The 16,095-nt window shown below is 65.9% G+C and carries 16 protein-coding genes and 2 pseudogenes; 12 read left to right on the forward strand and 6 right to left on the reverse strand.

The annotated features are described in order from the left end of the window. The first annotated feature begins 76 nt into the window (after nucleotides 1–76). Genes V2I30_RS12535 through V2I30_RS12545 form a run of 3 tightly spaced genes read left to right on the forward strand, consistent with a single transcriptional unit; the run spans nucleotide 77 to nucleotide 1,962 of the window. The gene (locus V2I30_RS12535) at nucleotides 77–712 is read left to right on the forward strand and encodes a ribonuclease D (protein ID WP_330662513.1); all 636 of its coding nucleotides are present in this window, start codon (nucleotides 77–79) and stop codon (nucleotides 710–712) included. Nucleotides 713–721: 9 nt separating this feature from the next. Continuing rightward, on the forward strand, nucleotides 722–1,387 hold the full coding sequence (gene lptC, locus V2I30_RS12540) for an LPS export ABC transporter periplasmic protein LptC (protein WP_330662514.1): 666 nt from the start codon (nucleotides 722–724) through the stop codon (nucleotides 1,385–1,387). Next, the gene (locus tag V2I30_RS12545) at nucleotides 1,384–1,962 is read left to right on the forward strand and encodes an LptA/OstA family protein (RefSeq protein WP_330662515.1); all 579 of its coding nucleotides are present in this window, start codon (nucleotides 1,384–1,386) and stop codon (nucleotides 1,960–1,962) included. Before lptC ends, V2I30_RS12545 begins: the two co-directional genes overlap by 4 nt. Before the next feature lie 298 nt (nucleotides 1,963–2,260). Here the strand turns inward: V2I30_RS12545 and V2I30_RS12550 are convergent, their stop codons facing one another. The 5 genes from V2I30_RS12550 to V2I30_RS12570 form a co-directional block, all read right to left on the reverse strand. Next, nucleotides 2,261–3,664 carry a sugar transferase gene (locus tag V2I30_RS12550; RefSeq protein WP_330662516.1) on the reverse strand — a complete coding sequence of 468 codons (1,404 nt, stop codon included), beginning with the start codon at nucleotides 3,662–3,664 and terminating at the stop codon, nucleotides 2,261–2,263. A gap of 126 nt (nucleotides 3,665–3,790) precedes the next feature. Beyond that, nucleotides 3,791–4,831: a DNA polymerase III subunit delta gene (gene holA, locus V2I30_RS12555; protein WP_330662517.1), complete on the reverse strand. Its 1,041-nt coding sequence runs from the start codon at nucleotides 4,829–4,831 to the stop codon at nucleotides 3,791–3,793. A gap of 10 nt (nucleotides 4,832–4,841) precedes the next feature. After that, nucleotides 4,842–5,348 (reverse strand): LPS assembly lipoprotein LptE, encoded by a 507-nt coding sequence (gene lptE / locus V2I30_RS12560; RefSeq protein WP_330662518.1) that lies wholly within the window; start codon nucleotides 5,346–5,348, stop codon nucleotides 4,842–4,844. Further along, a complete protein-coding gene (leuS, locus tag V2I30_RS12565) occupies nucleotides 5,348–7,858 on the reverse strand; it encodes a leucine--tRNA ligase (protein ID WP_330662519.1) in 2,511 nt (836 codons plus the stop codon). The genes lptE and leuS overlap by 1 nt, the downstream gene beginning before the upstream one ends. A 71-nt stretch (nucleotides 7,859–7,929) precedes the next feature. Then, complete coding sequence (locus V2I30_RS12570; protein WP_330662520.1) at nucleotides 7,930–8,418, reverse strand: DUF3576 domain-containing protein; 489 nt, start codon at nucleotides 8,416–8,418, stop codon at nucleotides 7,930–7,932. A 485-nt stretch (nucleotides 8,419–8,903) separates the two neighbouring features. On the opposite strand from V2I30_RS12570, the gene V2I30_RS12575 reads away from it, so the two are divergent. The 9 genes and pseudogenes from V2I30_RS12575 to V2I30_RS12615 all read left to right on the forward strand — a co-directional run bounded on the left by V2I30_RS12575 (nucleotide 8,904) and on the right by V2I30_RS12615 (nucleotide 15,823). Next, a complete protein-coding gene (locus tag V2I30_RS12575; RefSeq protein ID WP_330662521.1) occupies nucleotides 8,904–9,710 on the forward strand; it encodes a hypothetical protein in 807 nt (268 codons plus the stop codon). A gap of 124 nt (nucleotides 9,711–9,834) precedes the next feature. Continuing rightward, nucleotides 9,835–10,557 carry an acetoacetyl-CoA reductase gene (gene phbB / locus V2I30_RS12580; RefSeq protein ID WP_330662522.1) on the forward strand — a complete coding sequence of 241 codons (723 nt, stop codon included), beginning with the start codon at nucleotides 9,835–9,837 and terminating at the stop codon, nucleotides 10,555–10,557. 30 nt (nucleotides 10,558–10,587) lie between these two features. Next, the gene (locus tag V2I30_RS12585) at nucleotides 10,588–11,421 is read left to right on the forward strand and encodes an EamA family transporter (RefSeq protein ID WP_330662523.1); all 834 of its coding nucleotides are present in this window, start codon (nucleotides 10,588–10,590) and stop codon (nucleotides 11,419–11,421) included. Nucleotides 11,422–11,574: 153 nt separating this feature from the next. Beyond that, entirely contained in the window at nucleotides 11,575–12,669 is a 1,095-nt protein-coding gene (locus tag V2I30_RS12590) for a glycosyltransferase family 2 protein (RefSeq protein WP_330662524.1), read from the forward strand. 101 nt (nucleotides 12,670–12,770) lie between these two features. Continuing rightward, nucleotides 12,771–13,817 (forward strand): hypothetical protein, encoded by a 1,047-nt coding sequence (locus tag V2I30_RS12595; protein ID WP_330662525.1) that lies wholly within the window; start codon nucleotides 12,771–12,773, stop codon nucleotides 13,815–13,817. An 89-nt stretch (nucleotides 13,818–13,906) separates the two neighbouring features. Continuing rightward, the gene (locus V2I30_RS12600) at nucleotides 13,907–14,581 is read left to right on the forward strand and encodes a PilZ domain-containing protein (RefSeq protein ID WP_330662526.1); all 675 of its coding nucleotides are present in this window, start codon (nucleotides 13,907–13,909) and stop codon (nucleotides 14,579–14,581) included. Between the two features lie 199 nt (nucleotides 14,582–14,780). Further along, nucleotides 14,781–15,059, forward strand: a pseudogene (locus V2I30_RS12605) (GNAT family N-acetyltransferase); the annotation flags it as partial. A 129-nt stretch (nucleotides 15,060–15,188) separates the two neighbouring features. After that, nucleotides 15,189–15,410: pseudogene (locus V2I30_RS12610) on the forward strand (ribbon-helix-helix domain-containing protein); the annotation flags it as partial. Further along, nucleotides 15,407–15,823, forward strand: coding sequence for a GNAT family acetyltransferase (locus tag V2I30_RS12615; RefSeq protein WP_330662527.1), 417 nt, complete (start codon nucleotides 15,407–15,409; stop codon nucleotides 15,821–15,823). The pseudogene V2I30_RS12610 and the gene V2I30_RS12615, both read left to right, overlap by 4 nt. Here the strand turns inward: V2I30_RS12615 and V2I30_RS12620 are convergent. Beyond that, complete coding sequence (locus V2I30_RS12620) at nucleotides 15,820–16,047, reverse strand: hypothetical protein (RefSeq protein ID WP_330662528.1); 228 nt, start codon at nucleotides 16,045–16,047, stop codon at nucleotides 15,820–15,822. The genes V2I30_RS12615 and V2I30_RS12620 overlap by 4 nt on opposite strands. Between the last annotated feature and the right edge of the window lie 48 nt (nucleotides 16,048–16,095).

Raw genomic sequence — 16,095 nt, forward strand, 5'->3', positions numbered from 1 at the left:
GCGTGTGCGTGACCTGCCGGCCCCTCCTCTATCCCCCTCTTTTCCTCGCCCCGCTTGTCGCGTAAGCGGGGCGGCAATGAGCGTGTATTTCCATGAAGAAGACCTGCCGGACGGCGTGCTCGAAGGCAGCGCCGACCTCGCCGTCGACACCGAAACGATGGGCCTCGTCACTCACCGCGATCGACTTTGCGTCGTTCAGATCGGCGATGGTTCGGGCGATGAACATCTGGTGCGGTTCGCGCCGGGAAGCGATTACGAGGCGCCCAACCTCACCCGCATCCTCGCCGATCCGGCGCGCGTAAAGCTCTACCATTACGGTCGCTTCGATCTCGCCGCGATCCAGTATTATCTCGGCGTGGTCGCCGCGCCCGTCTTCTGCACCAAGATCGCGAGCAAGCTGGTGCGCACCTATACCGATCGTCACGGGCTCAAGAACCTAGTCGAGGAGCTGCTCGGCGAAAGTATCTCGAAGCAGCAGCAAAGCTCGGACTGGGGCGGGCCGGAATTGTGCGAGGCGCAACGTGAATATGCCGCCAGCGACGTGCGCTATCTCCACGCCTTGCGCGAAGAGCTGACCAAGCGGCTGGAACGCGAGGGACGGATGGAAATCGCGCAAAGCTGTTTCGATTTCCTCCCGACGAGAGCCGAGCTCGACATCGCCGGCTGGGACGGGCGCGACATATTCAGCCACAATGAAGGGTATTACCGCTAGGCCCCCGAAATGGTGATCAAACGCCGCATCGAGACCAGCCAGGCAAAGGCGCTGCGCAACCGGCGCCAGCTCTTCGCCGCGCCCGGGGGCAGTCACGACAAGCTGGTCGCCTTCCTCGCAAGGGCGCTGCCGATGGGCGTAGGGGTGATCGCAGCGCTGATGATCATCACGCCGCTTAGCCCGCGCGGCGAGGTCAGTTTCCTGCTCGATCGCAACAAGGTGGCGGTGATCGACGAGCGGCTTTCGGTCGACAATGCGATGTATCGCGGGCGCGACGACGATGGCCGGCCCTTCTCGATCACCGCGGGCGAGGCGGTCCAGCGATCGAGCGCGGAGGGCAAGGTGCGCATGCAGGATCTGCTGGCGCAATTGCTGCTCGAGGACGGCCCGGCTCAGCTCTCCGCGCCCGGCGGCATCTACACGATCGAGGACGAGGTGATTGATGTCGAGGGCGTGCTGCGCGTGCGCACCGCCGATGGCTATGCGCTGACGGCGAGGGGGGTGTCCTTCGATCTCGACACGCGCACGATGACGGGATCGGACGGCGTTAGCGGCACCGTTCCGGCGGGGACTTTTTCGGCGGACCGGATGCGTGGCGATCTCGATGCGCGGCTGTTTCGGCTTGAAGGCGATGCCCGGCTGACCATGATACCGGGCGAATTGAGGATGCCATGACGACGACACCGCCGATCTCGCTAAGCCGGACGCCGCTGCGCCGCATCATGTTGCTCTGGGCCGCGGGCGGGGTCGCGCTCGGCACCATTCTGGCGAGCGGGATGACCGGCCACGCGCAGGCGATCTCCTCGCACGATACCCGCGCGCCCGTCTCCTTCGATGCCGGCAGCATCGATTTCGACGACCGCGCGAACCGTGTAGTGCTGACGGGCGGGGTCATCGTCAACCAGGCGGGTTTGACCGTGCGCTCAAGCCGGATGCTGGCGAATTATACCGATGCGGGATCGGTCGAGGTTCAGCGCATCACCGCCAATGGCGGCGTCGTGGTGACTCGCGGCAACGAGCGCGCTTCGGGCGACGTCGCGGTCTATGATTTCAATCGCCGGATCATCAGCATGGCCGGCAACGTCGCGCTGCGCCGCGGCACCGACACGCTGAACGGCGGCAGGCTGGTGATCGACCTCAATACCGGCCTTTCCACCATTGACGGTCGCGCCAGCGGCGGCACCGACGCGCCTGGAACGACGCGCTCCGGCGGCAGGGTGACGGGCACTTTCAGCGTTCCGCAGGATTAGGGGGGCCTTGTTTGCATTCGCCCATCCGGGCGAACTCCTCGGTGCTGTTTTCTCCGCTCCGCTGCGGGGCAGCGTAGTTTATCCTGAGCGGCTGGCTCGCCAGCCAGCCGAAGGGGACGCACAGTCGCGCTTGCGACGCCTACGGCGCCGATAGAATGATGAAACCTAGTGCCGCGCGAAGGACGGTCGCGCTAGAGACCGCAAGGCCGACCGGCCGCCCGCAGCGGGTCCGCACCCCGGACTCGATCCGGGGGGAGGACGTCTAGCGAGGACGAAGGCGCGGATGCGCCTTTCGAAATCAATACGCCTTCTCGTGCGTCAGCACCGCGACCGTGGCGATCACGATCTCGATATCGCGTCGCAGCGACCAGCCGGCGACATATTCGAGGTCGGATCGCAGCCGGTCGGTCAGGTCCTTCTCGTGCTCGGTCGCGCCGCGATGGCCGCGCACCTGAGCAAGGCCGGTCAGCCCGGGCTTGAGACAGTGGCGGCGCCAATATTCCGCGTCGACTTCCCAGAAATACTTGTTGTTCGCGCGGCTTCCGAGCGCATGCGGGCGCGGACCGACGATCGACATCTCGCCGCGCAGAATGTTGAACAATTGCGGCAGCTCGTCGATGCTGGTCCGCCGGATAAAGGCGCCGATCCGCGTTACCCGGTCGTCCTCGCGCGCGGTCGAGCGCATCCCGTCGGCATCTCCGCGATCGACCTTCATCGAGCGGAACTTGAGCATGTTGAAGAACTTGTTCCCGCGGCCCATCCGCCGCTGGACGAAGAGCACCGGACCGCCATCCTCGAGCTTGATGCGCAAAGCGACATAGGCAAGCAGCGGCGAAAGGACGATGATCGCGCCCAGCGCCACCACCGTATCGAACAGCCGCTTCATCATCCGCGAGCGCAGGCCAAGCGGACCCTCGGACACGATCAGCGTCGTACGGCCCTGGTCATCGTAATGCTGCACGCCCAGCGCGCCCAGTTTGTGGGTCGGTTCGCTCACCACCTCGCCATGCACCCCGGCGGATTTCAGCAGAAACGCCCAATCCTCGCGCCGTTCGCGCGGAGTGGTGACGATGACCTTGTCCTGGTTCTTGAGCAGCGTTCCGAGCCGGTCGAACATGAAGGGATCGTGATCGGTCGGATCGAGCTGGTAGTCATCCGCACGGATCGTCACTGCATCGGGCTCGGTAAAGCTGGGACCACCATCGTCGATGATCAGCCGGTTCATCGTGCGTCCATCCCAGAAATAGTCGATCACGACCGGAATCATCCGACGCAGGCTCACCAATGCGACCGCCGAAAGGATCAACCCAAGCGTCACCGCAACACGGGAGAATTCGGCGTTCGACTTGGTGTAGAAGGCGAGAAAATTGAGCAGAGCGGCAGCGATGACCAGGGCGGTGATCACCCGCTTCGCGGCGAACACCCAGTTGCGCAGCGCCGGCCCGCCATAGGTTCCGTTGTAGAGCGCGATGGTGAAGAAGAACGGCAGGAAAGTCTGCACCGCGAACATGTTGCGCGCCGTGCCGAAAACGCCTTCGTACAGGAAACTGGCTGTCGCGAAGGCGAGATGCAGCAGCACGGCATCGGCGATGATCAGCGCCGCGAGCGCGCGCAGGCGCCGACGCTCGAGCGAGGGAGCAATCGGAGCCGCAGCAGGTTCTGACCTGATATCGCGTAGAAGCAGGCCGGTCTGATCGTTCATTGGCTGACGCTCTCCTTGATCGCGTCGAAGGCCCCTTATCCCGAATGTCCGTAACATAGCCTTAACCGCATGTTAGCCTAACCAAAACCTTTTTTGATCAAGCGATTAGCTATCCGTCCTGATTTACTATCGTTTCGCGGCGAAGCGAGCGATCGCCGAGAGCTCCTGCGCGAGCAGCAGGTCGGCGCTCTGACTGTTGGCGAGCAGCGCCTGGTGAAGAGCGAGCAGACGGGGCAGCAGACGGTCGAGCTTGCGCGCGGGCCAGCGGGCAAGTTGCTGGCGAATATCGCGTTCTTCCTTCCAGAAAATGCCGAGCTGCGCCTTTTCGCCGCGCCCCAGATTTTCGATCGAGCCGCGCGGTCCCAGCCGTCCGGCGATCTGCGCGAGCTGGCCGGCGCGCCGCTCGAGCGCCAGCAGCAGCCCGACGGCATTTAGGCCCACTTCGCGCACGCGCCTGAGCTCGCCCGCCAGCCGACCGAGATCGCCGCTCATCACGACATTGACCAGAGGGCCGAAACCATCCTCCTCGCTCACCGCGCCGATCTTTTCGTAGTCCTCGGCAGAAACAGTGCATGGCGCCTGCGGCGAGGCATCGAGGTAGAGCGCGAGCTTCTCCACCTCCGAGGCGGCGAGGCGCACGTCGAGATTGCTGGCGCGCGCGATCCGGTCGGCAAGGTCGCCGCCCAGCCGCAGCCCCGCCGCGTCGGCCAACGCGCGCACCGAGGCGGCAAGGCTGGCAAGATCGGGCGGGTAGAACATCGCGACCAGCGCATCGCCGCGCTTCTCCAGGAGTTTCGCGGTGCGCGACTTGTCGGTGGCCGAGGTCGCGACCACGAGGATCGGCGCAGGCTCGCCCCCGCCCGCCTCGCCGGTCTCGATCAGCGCTTTCAGTGCATCATGCGCCTCGTCGCCGACCGCGCGCACGAGAATATGGCGGGCATCGCCGAACAGCGATCCCGAGCGCGCTTCGTCCCCCAGCCGCGCCGGATCGCGCTTTAGTTCCCCGCCCGAAAGCTCGACCCGCTCGCCCCCTTCGGGAAGCGCCGCGATCACCGCATTCGCGGCGGCGGAGGCGCCCGCTTCGTCCGGGCCGCAGAAGAAGAAGATGGAAGCCGAGGAAGCGGCGCGCGGAACGCCGCGGGCGAAGTCGGTGTGCTTCGCTTTCATCGCGCGGCGCTCAAGGGTTTTCCGCCCCGCCTTCGCGCTCGCGCAGGGTTAGCGCGACCCGGCGCGTGATCCGCTCGGCGACGTCGGCGGCGAGATTTTCCAGCGCGCGCTGTTCGGCGGCGATGGTCGCATATTCGCTGCTGACGACGTCGATTCCGGCATCCGAACCCGCGGTTGCGTCGAGCAGGATTTCGCCATTGGTGAGGTCGACCAGCTGATATCGCGCGCGCAGGATCCGGCGTTCGCGGCTGATCGTGTCGTCATTGAGCACGCCCAGCGCTTCCAGCGCATCGTCGAGCCGCACATCGAGCCGGTAGGTCGGCGCGGCCTCGCCCGCCGCTCCCATACGCTCGGTTAGGGCGTTGCGCACCAACCACCCGTCGCGCCCCGGTATCGCCGGCACGTCCACCGCCGCCAGCCCTTGTGCGACTGGCGAAGACGCTCCGCCCGCATACATTGGCTGAAGCCCGCAGGCCGAAAGCGCCGCGAGGACGAGCAGGGCGGCGGCAACGCGCATCACGTAACGATATTGACCAGCCGGTCGGGCACTACGATTACCTTTCGCACTGCGGCTCCATCGATCGAACGCTGGACTTTCTCGCTGGCGAGCGCAAGCGCCTCGAGGTCGTCTTTCGACGCTCCTTTGGGGGCGGTCAGCGTGTCGCGCAGCTTACCCTTGTGCTGGATCGCGATGGTAACCTCGTCCTCGACCAGCATGGCGGGATCGTGCTTGGGCCAGGCGGCGTCGGCAATCAGCGCGTCGGCGCCGAGTTTCGCGTGCGCTTCTTCGGCGAGGTGCGGCATCATAGGCGCGATGAGGTGCAGGATCGTGCGGATGACAAAATTGCGGTCGGCGCTTGGAGGGGCTTTCTCCGCTGCGCCGGTGAGCTCGTAAATGCGCGCGACCGCCTTGTTGAAGGAGAGCGCCTCGATATCCTCGGCGACTGCGACGATCGCCTGGTGCGCCTTGCGGGCGAGCGCCTTGTCCTCACCGCTCGCACTATCGTCGATTTGGTCGAACAGCCGCCACAAACGCTGGACGAAGCGCCAGCATCCCTCGATCCCGCTTTCCGACCATGGCAGGTCGCGTTCGGGCGGGCTGTCCGAGAGCATGAACCAGCGCACCGCATCCGCGCCGTAATCGGCGATGATGTTGTCGGGGTCGACGACGTTCTTCTTCGATTTCGACATCTTGACGACGCGGCCAGAGGTAACGGGCTGGCCGCTCTCGATATGGACGTAATCCTCCCCGTCCTTGCGCACCTCGTCGGGCGAGAGCCAACTGCCATCGCCCAGTGCATAGGTCTCGTGCGTCACCATCCCCTGCGTGAACAGCGAGGCGAAGGGCTCCTTCACTTCCAGTTTGCCGATCTTGGCGAGCGCGCGGGTCCAGAAGCGAGCGTAGAGCAGGTGTAGGATCGCGTGCTCGATCCCGCCGATATAATGTTCGACCGGCATCCATTTCGCGACTTCCACCGGATCGAAGGGCGCATCGTCCGGCTGCGAAGCAAAGCGGAGGAAATACCAGCTGGAATTGGTGAAAGTGTCTAGCGTATCGGTCTCGCGCTGCGCCGCGCCGCCGCATTTTGGGCAGGTGGTCGCCTTCCATTCCGCGTGGCGCTCGAGAGGATTGCCGGGGATCGAAAAGTCGACATCCTCTGGCAGCTTAACCGGAAGCTGGTCCTTCGGCACGGGTACGATGCCGCAGGTCTCGCAATGGATGAAGGGTATCGGCGTCCCCCAATAACGCTGGCGCGAAATGCCCCAATCGCGCAGGCGCCATACGGTCGTACCCTTGCCCCAGCCACCACCCTCGGCGCGGGCAATGACCTCGGCCTTTGCCTCTTCGACGCTCATCCCGTCGAGGAAGTCGGAATTGACGATCACGCCGTCGCCGCTCTCCGCCTCCTCGCCCATGGGCGCATCGGCCTCGCTCGCATCGCTCGCGACAACGCGTCGGATCAGCAGTTCGTATTTGGTCGCGAATTCGAAGTCGCGCTGGTCGTGGCCCGGCACACCCATGACCGCGCCGGTCCCGTAATCCATCAGCACGAAATTCGCGATGAAGAGCGGCATCGCATCGCCCGTGAAGGGGTGCCTCGCGGAAAGCTGCGTGCGAAAGCCGAGCTTCTCCATCGTTTCCAGCTCGGCGGCGGTCGTCCCGCCCTTCTTGCATTCCTCGATGAATGTGGCCGCGAGCGGATCGTCCTTGGCGACGGCTTGCGCCACCGGATGATCGGCGGCGACCGCCACGAAACTCGCGCCGAAAATCGTGTCGGGGCGGGTTGTGTAAACGGGGAGCGTCTCGCCGTCGGACAGCTCGAAACTGAATTCCAGCCCCTGCGACTTGCCGATCCAGTTTTCCTGCATCAGCCGCACCTTGTCCGGCCAGCCATCGAGAGTCTCGAGCCCGTCCAGCAGGTCCCCGGCAAAGTCGGTGATCTTCAGGAACCACTGGTCGAGCTTGCGCTTTTCGACTTCCGCGCCTGAGCGCCAGCCCTTGCCGTCGATCACCTGTTCGTTCGCCAGCACGGTCATGTCGACCGGGTCCCAGTTCACCTCGGACGAGCGGCGATAGACCATCCCCGCTTCGTACATATCGAGGAAGAGCGCCTGTTCGTGGCCGTAATATTCGGGGTCACAGGTCGCGAATTCGCGCGTCCAGTCGAGCGCGAAGCCGATGCGTTTCAGCTGCGCCTTCATCGCGTCGATATTGGCGTGGGTCCACTTGCCTGGATGGACGCCCTTCTCCATCGCCGCGTTCTCCGCCGGCATCCCGAACGCGTCCCAGCCCATCGGATGCAGCACTTCCGCCCCGCGCATTTTCTTGTAACGCGCAAGCACGTCGCCCATCGTGTAATTGCGCACATGGCCCATATGGATGCGCCCGCTGGGATAGGGGAACATCTCGAGGATGTAACTCTTGGGCTTGTCGCTATCCGAGTTGGCGGTGAAGGTCCCCGCTTCCTCCCACGCGCGCTGCCAGCGCCCGTCAGCTTGCGACGGATCGAATCGTGTGTCGGTCATGGCGATGTTCGCTAGCGGGGCCGCGCCTTAGCGCAAGGGGGGCGCCGCCCGGCAACCATAGCGCATAGGTGTCAGCTGGCCAGCGCCTGGCGCCTGAGGTCGCGCGCGCGGGTGAGGATGATGTCCTCCAGCTTCTGCACCGTTGCCGCCTGCACCGGCGCCTCGACCCAGCCCGTCCCCTCCGCCACCTGGCGACTCGCGGAAACCCGCAGGGCATCGGCGCGCAGATCCTGGTCGAGGATCGTCACCGTCACCTTGACCCGCTCGTTCGGGTTGGAGGGATTGGCATACCAGTCGGTCACGATCACCCCGCCGGCACTGTCGGTCGAGGCGAGCGGAGCGAAACTCAGCGTGTCGAGCGCGCCGCGCCAGAGATAGGCATTGACCCCGATCGTATTGAGCTGCGCCGCGGCGAGCTCGGTGCGCGGCCGGTCCGATCCGCCGCAGGCGGCGAGCGCAGCCAATGCGGCCAGGCCCAGTGCCCCGCGCGCCGCCTGGCGGACCCTCTGGGCGTTGGTCCGGTGGCCGGGTTCGGATACGCTTGTCACAGGCTGGGCCATTCCTTCATTCCTCAAAGCTCGCATGCGCGCTCTATACCGCCCTTCCCCGATGCTTCAAGCGCACGCGAGGGACGGGCAGGAGGCGGGCGCGCGGTCGGACGACGGCCTGTGCGGGGAGAACTGTATCGCGGCTTAACCGGCAATGGGCGCTCGCCACATGCCTGTGTGCCCCACGCAACACATGTTCCAATTTGCCGAAGAGGCCTTGTGGAAAACATTGCGCTCGACGGGGTGCTGGACCTAAGGTTCACGAGTCGCAAGGGATGTTCCGCTTAGGACAGCGCGAGTCGCATCGCGTAGTCCAGGATCGGTTCGGGGCATTCATTCGACCAGGACACACCAGGCTGAGCCGCGAATCTTGTTTTCGACAAGCCGGCGCTGGAACTATCCTGCGGGTCGCGCGTCCTTCCTTGCGGAGCCGGGCGATGCCGATCAGAGATTGGCTCCCGCATACGGAGCGTTCGAAGGGGCAGGACGTGCAATTGGTGGCAGACAAAACAGCGCAAAAACGGGGCGGGCTTAGGCTCGCCGCGCCGTTTGCGCTGGGCGCTACCCTGTTTGCCGCGATCGCCCTGCCCTCCGCCGGTATGGCGGTGGCCGGTCTGTCGCAGGAACTTGCTGCCTCGGACCCCGATACCCGTACCGGTTTCGATCTGTTCACGCCGCCTTCGGTCGATCCCGCACTCGCCGCACGGGTCGCGGAGAAATCGCGCCGGCACGGCCTGCGCTTCACGCCGCTCGGCGCCCGTGCGGTGACCAACGAGCGCACTGTCACCGTCGCCGTTCGCATCGACGACGAGGCGGCGCAGGCGATTTCGGTGCGCAAGGCTGCGGAGACCGCGCCGGGCAACGGACGTGGCATCGCCGGCCTTCAGACCAGCCGCTTCAACCTCGGCACCGCGCGCGGCTATCAGAGCTTCGCCCGCGTCCCCGCCGCCGGACAGGCGATTGCCGACGTGCCCGTTTCGGGCCGCACGCCCGCGCCGCTGCGCACCCTCGGCATGCCCGATCTCGCGCAGTTCGAACCCGCGCAACCGACCCGCGAGGACGAGCCCTCGCGCCTCCAGCCCCGGATCGGGCTCGAGGATGAGCGCGTGGCCGGACGTTCGGTCAACACGCTCGATTCGACCGCGGCGCAGACCGTCGATCTCGGCGGCAGCTTCCGCCTTTCGCCCAATCTCGATGTGACCGCCGGCGTGCGCTATTCGCAAGAGCGCGAACGGCTCGACCCGCTGACCAATGCGCAGCAGGACAGCCAGGCCGTCTATGTCGGCACGCAGATCCGCTTCTGATCGCGCTCGCACCGACTTGGACATCGGTATTACAAACCCCGCTCGCCGCGGGGTTTTTTGTTGCCCGACGCTACGCCAACGCTACGCTCGCCGGAGATAGAATACCGAGAGGGGAGAATAAGCCATGGGCCGAGTCGCCATTGTCACGGGGGGAACGCGCGGGATCGGCGAAGCGATCTGCAAACGCCTGCAGCGCCAGGGCCATACCGTCATCGCCAATTACGCCGGCAATGACGAGGCGGCGAACAGCTTCACCGAGGAAACCGGCATCCCCGCGGTCAAATGGGATGTCGGCGATCACGAAGCCTGCCTCGAAGGATGCGCGAAGATCGCCGAGGAGCACGGCGATATCGACATCGTGATCAACAATGCCGGCATCACCCGCGACGGCACCTTGCACAAGATGAGCTTCGAAGACTGGAACGACGTCATGCGCGTCAACCTTGGCGGATGCTTCAACATGGCCAAGGCGACCTTCCCCGGCATGCGCGAGCGCAAGTGGGGCCGGATCGTCAATATCGGCTCGATAAACGGCCAGGCCGGCCAATACGGCCAGGTCAATTACGCCGCCGCCAAATCGGGCATTCACGGCTTTACGAAGGCGCTGGCGCAGGAAGGCGCGAAATTCGGCGTTACGGTCAACGCGATCGCGCCCGGCTATATCGACACCGACATGGTCGCCGCCGTGCCCGAAGCGGTGCTCGAAAAGATCGTCGCCGGCATCCCCGTGGGCCGCCTGGGCCAGGCCGAGGAAATCGCCCGCGGCGTCGCCTTTTTCACCAGCGAAAACGGCGCCTTCATGACCGGATCGACCATGAGCATCAATGGCGGCCAACATATGTATTGAGGGCGCGTCGCCGGCGGAGCGTAACGCCCGATGTCCGCACTGGCCGCTACCCTGCTGCTCGTCGCAGCGGCCATTCACGCAGGGTGGAACGCGCTAATCAAGAGCGAGGCTGACCGGCTGCAGTCGATCGCGATCCTCGCGGTGTTCAGCGCGCTGCCGGCGCTGCCGCTCATGCTCGTCTTTCCACCCCCTGCGCCGGAAAGCTGGCCATTCCTCGGCCTCTCGGCGGCGATCCAGGTGGGATATTGCTTCGCGCTGGTGCGCGCGTACGACCACGGCGATCTCGCCAGCGTCTACCCCATTGCGCGGGGCAGCGCGCCCGTCTTGGTGACTTTGGGCGCCGCCCTGACTGCCGGCGAGTTGCCCGATGCGTCGGGCCTTGCCGGGATCGCCCTTATCTCAGGCGGAATTCTCGCGCTGACCCGCAACGAAGCGGCGCCATCCAAAACTGCCATCCGCGCTGCGCTCATGACCGGATTGTTCATCGCCAGCTACACCGTGGTCGATGGGCTGGGCGTTCGCGTGTCCGAAAGCGCGATCGGCTATGCAGTCTGGCAGGCCGCGGCAGCGGGCACGCTCATCGCACTGAGCTTTGTCGCCATCCGCCGACGCGCGCCGACAATGCCCGCCGGACGCGCCGGAGCCGTCCTCGCCTTGGCCGGGGCGTTGTCGGCGCTGGCCTACGGCATATCGGTCTGGGCCATAAGTGTCGCCGCCATGGGCGAGGTTTCGGCGATCCGCGAGACCAGCATCGTCCTCGCGGCGTTGATCGGAGCGGTCGTCCTCAAGGAGAAGATCGCGCCGCGAAAGTGGATCGCGGTCATTGCGGTGGCCATCGGTGTCGTCCTGCTTTCGGCAGGGTGAGACAAGCACGGCGAGCCCCCCAATTTCCGGCCGATCCCTTTAGCGAGAATTAACCCTGTTCGCGCACAAGGCTCCTGAAACAGGGGCAGGGTTCCAGGCGTGTTTACCTACAAGACCAGCGATTTCGAACGTGCCGAGGCACGGTTAGCGCCCTTGGCCACGCCCCCGCTCGATTGCGCGGTGATCGTGCCGGTATTGAACGAGGTGGACAATGTCGAGGAGCTGACCGCGCGGGTCTTTGCCGCGCTTGGGCCGCTCGAAGGGGAGATCCTCTTCATCGACGATGGTTCGAGCGACGGCACCCCCGACCTCGTCGAACGCATCGCCGCCGCCGATCGCCGGGTGCGGCTCGTCCGGCGGGTCGGGCGGCGGGGGCTGTCGTCGGCGGTGACCGAGGGGTTTCTCTCCACCATCGCCCCGGTGGTCGCGGTGATCGACGGCGATCTGCAGCATGACGAGACGATCCTGCCACAGCTGGTCGAAGCGGTGGCGAGCGGCGGGGCCGACCTCGCCGTCGGCACGCGCTATGCGGGCGGGGGGTCGGTTGGCGAATGGGCGGCGGCGCGAGTGCGGATCAGCCGGTTCGCAACGCGCCTCTCGGCGGGAATCATGAAAACGCAGCTAAGCGATCCGATGAGCGGCTTTTTCGCCATCCGCCGCGGACTGTTCCTCGACATCGCGCCGCGCCTGTCGCAGCGCGGCTACAAGATCCTGCTCGACATCGTCGCCTCGCATCCCGCGCCGATCGCACTAGCCGAAGTGCCCTATTCCTTCCGCACGCGCGTCGCCGGAACGTCCAAGCTCGATGGCGCGGTGGCGCTGCAATATGGCGAGCTGCTGCTCGACAAGCTGCTGGGGCGCATTCTGCCGGTACGGCTGATCATGTTCGGCGCCATCGGGCTGGTCGGCACGGTGGTGCATATGGCGCTGCTGTGGCTCGGCCTCGCCGTCGCCGCCTTCGCCTTTCCGGTGGCGCAGGCCCTGGCGACGCTCGGAGCGATGACCTTCAATTACACGCTCAACAATGCGCTGACCTATCGCGACCGCATGCGGCGCGGCTGGGGCTGGATCGCCGGCTGGGCGAGCTTCTGCGCCGCGTGCAGCCTAGGCGCCTTCGCCAATGTCGGGATCAGCACGCTGCTGTTTTCCGATGCGTGGGGCTGGTGGCTCTCCGGCCTCGCAGGCGCGGCGATCGGCTCGGTCTGGAACTACGCCGCGACCAGCTGGCTGACATGGCGCCGCCGGTGACGCCGCTCGTCCGCTGGCGTAGATGGGAAAGCGCGCCCCGGCGCCTCGCACACCTTCCGCGCCCTGCGGCATGGATCCTGCTCGCGGTGATAGCGGTCGCAATGGGTTGGGCAGCGCTCTCGGCCGCGCCCGCCGATCCGAAAATGGCAGATCCGGTCGCGGCACAGACTGCCGAGCGCCCCGGTGCAGGCGACCTTGCGCTCTACCGCGCGATCTCGCAGCGGATCATGGCGGGCGATGCCTATTATGCCACCGCATTGGCCGAGCAGCGAGAGCGCGGCTACCCGGTGCGCCCCTTCGTCACCGTCCGCCTGCCGACCCTTGCCATGCTCCATGCCGGCATCGGGATCGACGGCGCGCGTTGGCTTGGCATCGCGCTGCTCCTGGCGGCCGCATTCCTGCTCCATCGCCGGCTTTCGGCGCATACGACGCTGACGGAGCGGGCGGCGGCGGTGATGCTGCTTGTCGTCGGCGGGGCGGGCGTTGCGATGCCGGTCGCGGGGCTGATCCACGAACTGTTCGCCGGCCTCTTTCTCGCCATCGCCTGGGCGGCCCATCGCCCGCGCCGCTACGCCCTCAGCCTGATCGCGCTCGCCGCCGCGCTCGCCTTTCGCGAACTGACGCTGCCCTTCGCCCTGCTATGGCTTTTGCTGGCGGCGATGCGGCAGAGCTGGCGCGAGGCGGCGGCGGTGGGCGCTGTGATCGCACTGTTCGCCGGGGCTATGGCGCTGCATTTCCTGGCCGTCGAGGCGCAGATTGTCGCGGGCGACCCCGCCTCGGGCGGCTGGGGCGGTATGGCGGGCGTGGCCCTGCCGATCGCGGCGCTTTCCCAGCTCACGATCCTCGCCATGCTGCCGCCCGCGCTCGCCGCGCCGCTCGCGCTGTTTCCGCTCATCGGCTGGCTCGGCTCTCCGGGGCGCAGCGGCCTTTTCGCCTTCCTTTGGTTCGCCGGCTATTTTGCCGCCATCGCCCTGTTCGCGCGGCCCGACAATTTCTACTGGATGCAGCTCGCTCTGCCGCTCTACCTCGCCGGTTTCGCCTTCGCCCCGCGCGCGCTCGCCGATCTCGCCGCCGCCGCCGGACAGCGCCGGAAGCCTCCCATACCCGTCCCGCCGCGCGACACGGGGCCGGCGGTAACCCGATCTTAACCCTCTTTACGTAGCTTTCTTTAAGGCAGGTTACCGGGGGTTTAACACCTCGAGGCCGGTCGAAAGCCGGAACAGAGGGGGTGCGGCCCATGACGGTGCATAACAATGAGACGTCGGGCGGTGATCCCGCTGACGATAATTCAATGGTGCCAGGAGCGCGGCAATCGCACCGCGCCTCGATGCTGCTGCGGCGCGCCAAGCTGGTCTGCCAGTCGGGCGAATATCTGACGCTGATCCGCGACGTGTCGGAAGGCGGGATCAGCCTCGGCTTCCTCCACGACGTTCCGCCGGAGCCTCGCGTGCTCCTCCAGCTCGCCAACGACACGACCTACCCGGTCGAGCGGGTCTGGACCGAAAAACGCCAGGCGGGCTATCGCTTCGGCTGCTGCGTGAACCTCTCCGAATTTCTGGCCGAACAGGCGCCGGGCGGCTCGCGACCCATCCGCCTCAACGTGTCCGGGACCGTGCGCGTCCAGGATGGGCAGCAGGTGCTCGACGCGCGGCTGCTCGACATATCCTGCGAGGGCGCGAAGATCGCCTGCGCGGGCGCGATCCGCACCCGCGGACTGCTCACTTTCGAACTGCCCGGCCTGCCGCCGCAACTGGCGCAGGTCCACTGGCGCGAGGCGGGACGCTACGGCCTCGGCTTCCAGCATCCGCTCGACAGCGAGGAACTGGCGCTGTGCGCACTCGGCCTCCAGCCCTTCGACAGACACCGCTCGCGCGGTTTCGCCCGGCTGCTGGCGAAGGCGCGCGCGGCTTGAGGAAGCCTTCGCGCACGTCGCAAGGCGGACGGTGAGGAGACGATCTCGCGGAGCAGCGCGGACGTGTTCGGGATATCCGGTCGCAGTCCGCTGCACGCGGCTCTATGGTTAAGCCATGGTTGACGTCCTTCTCGCCGACGCATCGCATGCCGGGCTTTTCGCCTCGATCGCGCCCCATGTGTTCGACGGCCCGGTCGACATGGGTCTGCTCGAGCGGTTTCTGGCCGAACCGAACCACCATATCGCGATTGCCGTAGATGCGGGAGAGATCGTCGGTTTCGCTTCGGGGGTGACTTACTTGCATCCAGACAAGCCGCGGGAATTATGGGTGAACGAGCTGGGCGTGGCGCCGTCCTACAGGCGCCGGGGGATCGGTCGCGCCGTGCTGGAGCGGTTGCTTGCGGAGGGACGCAAGCGGGGTGCTGCGCTCGGCTGGGTGCTGACAGAGGTCGACAATGCGGCGGCAAGATCGCTGTACGAGGCGTGCGGCGGGCGGACCCTGCTGCCCTCGATCGATGATCGACCGCTGTTGTACGAGTTTTCACCGGCCGAGGTTGATGCGGCGCCGGCGGAAGACGAGCCGGCGACCGATCCTGCGCCGCCCGTCCCCTATCATCCGCCGGTCAAACGCTCGATCGCGATCGACGGGCATCGCACCTCGATCAGTCTCGAACCGATCTTCTGGAACATGCTGAAGGCGGCGGCGCAGCACGAGGGGCTGCCGGTCAGCGCGCTGGTCGCCCGGATCGATGCGGAGCGGATCGCCGCGCCGACACCACCAGGCCTCGCGGGCGCGATCCGGGTATGGCTGGTGAGCGATAAAACATGATCCGCATCACGCAATACATTCAGGACCACTTTACCGAAGTCGAGCGCTTGTGGAAGGAGGTCTTCCCGGACGATCCGGAGCGCAATCGCGCCTCTTTAGCCATCCCGGTAAAACTGGCGGTGAAGGACGGCCTGTTTTGGGTGGCACTGGATGTGAACGCCGGCGTGGTTGGCACAATCATGGCAGGTTGGGACGGCCATCGCGGTTGGTTGTACAGCGTTGCGGTCGCGCCAAGCCACCGGCGAAACGGGATCGGCGGACAATTGGTTGACACTGCGGTGCACGAGTTGAAAAGGCGCGGGTGCTCAAAGGTCAATTTGCAGGTTCGCGCGGGAAATCGCGTAGTCGCAAAGTTCTACGAAACACTCGGTTTCGCCGCGGAACCGCGGGTGAGCATGGGGCGAGAGCTCTAATACTTCGCGGTGGCGTCGCTAGCCGGAAAGGTTTCGTCGAGCGCCTCGTCGGTGTCGCTCATCGCGTCGCCCTTGGTTGCGGTCGCTGCCGATCCGGCATTACGGAACGCGCCTTCGGGTTCGCCGTCGGCAAAGGCGACGCCGTTCCGATCGGTCTGGTTCTTCTGGTAATAGCGATAGCCGGCATATCCGAGGGCGCCGAGCGCTGCGAGTTTGAGTAGCATGGGTTGGGTCTCCGTTGGGGGGATGAGGGAATCTCCCTGTATGACCAA

Origin of the sequence: Erythrobacter sp., from assembly GCF_036351135.1 — a bacterium.
Taxonomy (GTDB): domain Bacteria; phylum Pseudomonadota; class Alphaproteobacteria; order Sphingomonadales; family Sphingomonadaceae; genus Erythrobacter.